This window comes from Pseudomonas sp., assembly GCF_049590575.1.
Lineage (GTDB): Bacteria > Pseudomonadota > Gammaproteobacteria > Pseudomonadales > Pseudomonadaceae > Aquipseudomonas.
The window spans coordinates 1-3,133 of sequence record NZ_JBAWDE010000317.1 but is presented as its reverse complement, the minus strand read 5'-3'; the positions used below and the strand labels follow the sequence as shown (position 1 = coordinate 3,133).

At 62.6% G+C, this 3,133-nt stretch carries 4 protein-coding genes; 1 reads left to right on the top strand and 3 read right to left on the bottom strand.

The window, feature by feature from the left end; genetic code table 11:
• Positions 1-49: 49 nt before the first annotated feature.
• From WBR57_RS22185 to WBR57_RS22175, 3 genes are all read right to left on the bottom strand, one after another.
• Positions 50-943 carry an NAD-dependent epimerase/dehydratase family protein gene (locus WBR57_RS22185; protein ID WP_424086634.1) on the bottom strand — a complete coding sequence of 298 codons (894 nt, stop codon included), beginning with the start codon at positions 941-943 and terminating at the stop codon, positions 50-52.
• 103 nt (positions 944-1,046) lie between these two features.
• Positions 1,047-1,943: a LysR substrate-binding domain-containing protein gene (locus WBR57_RS22180; protein WP_424086632.1), complete on the bottom strand. Its 897-nt coding sequence runs from the start codon at positions 1,941-1,943 to the stop codon at positions 1,047-1,049.
• 62 nt (positions 1,944-2,005) lie between these two features.
• The gene (locus tag WBR57_RS22175) at positions 2,006-2,770 is read right to left on the bottom strand and encodes a sulfite exporter TauE/SafE family protein (protein ID WP_424086630.1); all 765 of its coding nucleotides are present in this window, start codon (positions 2,768-2,770) and stop codon (positions 2,006-2,008) included.
• Between the two features lie 188 nt (positions 2,771-2,958).
• Here WBR57_RS22175 and WBR57_RS22170 point away from each other — a divergent pair.
• A partial coding sequence (locus tag WBR57_RS22170; protein WP_424086636.1) for a helix-turn-helix domain-containing protein occupies positions 2,959-3,133 on the top strand: 175 nt, incomplete at its 3' end.

Sequence of the window (3,133 nt, the reverse complement as noted above, 5' to 3'; positions counted from 1 at the left end):
GTGGGAGCGGGCTTGCTCGCGAATGCAGCGCCTCGGTATCAGGCGAACGTCACACCATCTCGTCGCGAATCCACTCGACCACCGACGTGCGCTTCGGCGCCCAGCCCAGCAGTTCACGCGCATGCTTGCCACGCACACGGCTGTTGGAGCCCAGGCCATAGTTAGCCATTTCATAGCCCCACTCGGCTTCAGCCTCGGCCAATGGCCAATCCTGCGGCTGGCCCAGGTCCAGCGCCTGCGCCATCGCCGTGGTCATCTCGATAAACGACGCTTCGCCGCTTTCCACAAAGTAGAAAGTGCCGGGGACGTTCTTCTCCAATGCCAGCAGGTACAACGCCACCACGTCTTCAATGTGCACGTTGGACCAGATGTTCTGCCCGGTCCCGACATGCCGTACCACCCCGCTCTTGCGCGCCTGCTTGAGCAAACGCGGCAATTGCACGCTGTCACGCTTCACGCCCAGGCTATGGCCGTAGATCAGGGTGTTGCAGATCACCGCCGAGTTCACGCCGTCTTTGGCGGCAGCCAGGATCAGGTTGTCGATGGCCACGCGCGCGGCCTTGTCGACGGTCGGCTCCGGCAGGCTGTCTTCAACGTAGATGACATCGCTGGCCTTGCCGCCCGACGCATCACCGACGATGCTCGAACCGCTGGTGTGCAGGAAGGGCTTGTTCGAACCTTTCAAGGCGGCGAGCAAGGTTTCCACCGCAGCACGGTGGTCGCTGCTGGCGGCATTGATCACCGCATCGGCGTGCAACGCCTGCTCAGTCAACACGGCGCTGTCGTCGAGGGTGCCGATCACCGGGGTGATGCCCAGCCGGGTCATTTCAGCGGCCTGCTCGGTGCTGCGCACCAGGCCGGTAACGCGGTGGCCGGCCTTGACCAGGCCGGTGGCGATGGAACCGCCGATAAAACCTGCTGCGCCGGTAATGAATACGTTCATGGCGTGTGCTCCTGTCGGGGTAAATGATGGGCCCAGTATCAAGGACCCATCCCTGACGAATAAGACCCTATTGCCCAATTCACTCTTGCGCAGCGGTCACGAATCACGCGGCATAGCGCGCCAGCTTCGTCTGGATAAAGTCCAGGAAACACTGGATGCGCAGCGCCAACTGCGAGTTGCGGTAGAACACCGCGTTGATCGGCTGGCGATACCCGCTGTTGAACGCCTCCAGCACCGGCACCAGGCGCCCGGCATCGATGTCTTCGATGGTCATGAAGTTCGACAGGCAACAAATGCCCTGCCCCTCCAACGCGAGCTGGCGCAGGGTTTCGCCACTGGAGGCGGCGATGCCCGGCTGGATCAGCCAGCGGTCACCTGCCACATGCCGCAACGGCCAGTGGTTGAGGGTTTCGGTCTGGGTAAAGCCCAGCAAGGTGTGGTTCGCCAACTCGGCGACGGTGCTGGGCGTGCCGCGCTGCTTGAGGTAGGCCGGGCTGGCGAGGATGTGCAGCGGCGACCAGCCGAGGGAGCGCGCATGCAAGGTCGAATCTGCAAGCGTGCCGATGCGGATCGCAATATCGGTGCTCTGCTCGAGCAGATCGATGATCAGGTCATCGCTGTTCAGCTCCAGCTGGATGTCCGGGTACAAGCGGCGAAATTCGTCGATGTAAGGCACGATCCCATGCAGCATGAAGGGCACGGCGGCATTGATGCGCAGGCGCCCGGCGGGGTTTTTCTGGCGCGACGACAGGCGTTCTTCCAGTTCTTCCATCTGCGCCAGGATCACCTTGGCCTGCTCGAAGAAGTATTTGCCCTCCTCGGTCAAGTCCATGCGCCGCGTGGTGCGGTTGATCAGCGTGGTGTCGAGCTTGGCTTCCAGGCGCGACAAGGTGCGGCTGACCGCCGACGGCGTCTGCCCGACCTGCTCCGCCGCAGCGGAAATCGAGCCGCACTCAATCACGCTGACGAAGATCTGTAGCTCATCGGATCGGGCTTTCACAGGCTGTCCTCTTTATCGATTCCGACCAGCTTATTACACCGAGAGGCTGAACACCTTTTCAATTACCCACTGATCAGCAAGTGGCTCCCCAGCAGCGCCATGCCGATAAAAAATACGCGTTTGAACACCACCGCACTGATGCGCTGGCGCAGTATCTGGCCCAGCCACATGCCCAGCAGCGCGGGCACCAACGCCAGCAGCGAGGCATTGATTTCGCCGCCGCCGAGGTTGCCGCGCCACGCGAGACCGGCAGCCAGCGCCAGGGTCGAAACAGTGAACGACAGCCCCAGCGCCTGCACCAGTTGATCGCGACTCAAGCCCAGCGCCTGCAGGTACGGCACTGCCGGAATTACAAACACGCCGGTGGCCGAGGTGATAACGCCCGTGACCACCCCGCACAACGGGCCCAGCCAGCGTTCGGTCGCAGGCTTGACCTTGAACGTGGGCAAAAACAGACCACTCAACGCGTACACCAGCAAAGCCCCGCCCAGCGCGCGCACCACCCAGTGGCCGCCATCCATGCCCAGCCACAGCGTGCCAAGCCCGGTGCCGAGGAAAATCAGCAACAGCATCGGCCACAAACGTTTAAGCAACGCGCTCAAGTGGCCGCCGACAGCCAATTGCCACAGATTGGTGACCGTCGAAGGAATGATCAGCAATGCCGCAGCCTGCGCCGGGAGCATAGCCAGGCCGAGCATGCCCATGGCCACCGTTGGCAGGCCGAGGCCGATCACGCCTTTGACGGTACCGGCCAGCAGGAAAGTGCCGATGACCAGCAGCGTCAGGGCTGGGCCGAGGTTTTGGTAGAACGCCAGGAAGGTAGTCATGGGGGCATTGTGGGGGATTGCGATGAGGTTAGAAATTCGCCATATACTGAGGCAGCCTCTTGTTTTGCGTGAGGCTGAGACCGCTATCGCAGGCAAGCCAGCTCCCACATTGGCTGCATTCACAGATCAAAATGTGGGAGCGGGCTTGCCCGCGATGAGGCCAGCCCAGTCACCCGAGAAACCCAGCCATGCACTTTGACCTGATCGACCTGCGCCTCTACCTGCACATCCTCGATACCGGCAACATCACCGCCGGCGCGGCCCGCAGCCATTTATCCCTGGCCGCCGCCAGCGCGCGCATCCGTGCGATGGAGGCGTCGCTGGGCATCGTGGTTCTCGAGCGTGGTCGTCGCGGCGTCACCC

Coding starts and splice junctions, on each gene's coding strand:
- WBR57_RS22185 (WP_424086634.1), bottom strand. CDS start 943: ATGAACGTATTCATTACCGGCGCAGCAGGTTTTATCGGCGGTTCCATC.
- WBR57_RS22175 (WP_424086630.1), bottom strand. CDS start 2,770: ATGACTACCTTCCTGGCGTTCTACCAAAACCTCGGCCCAGCCCTGACG.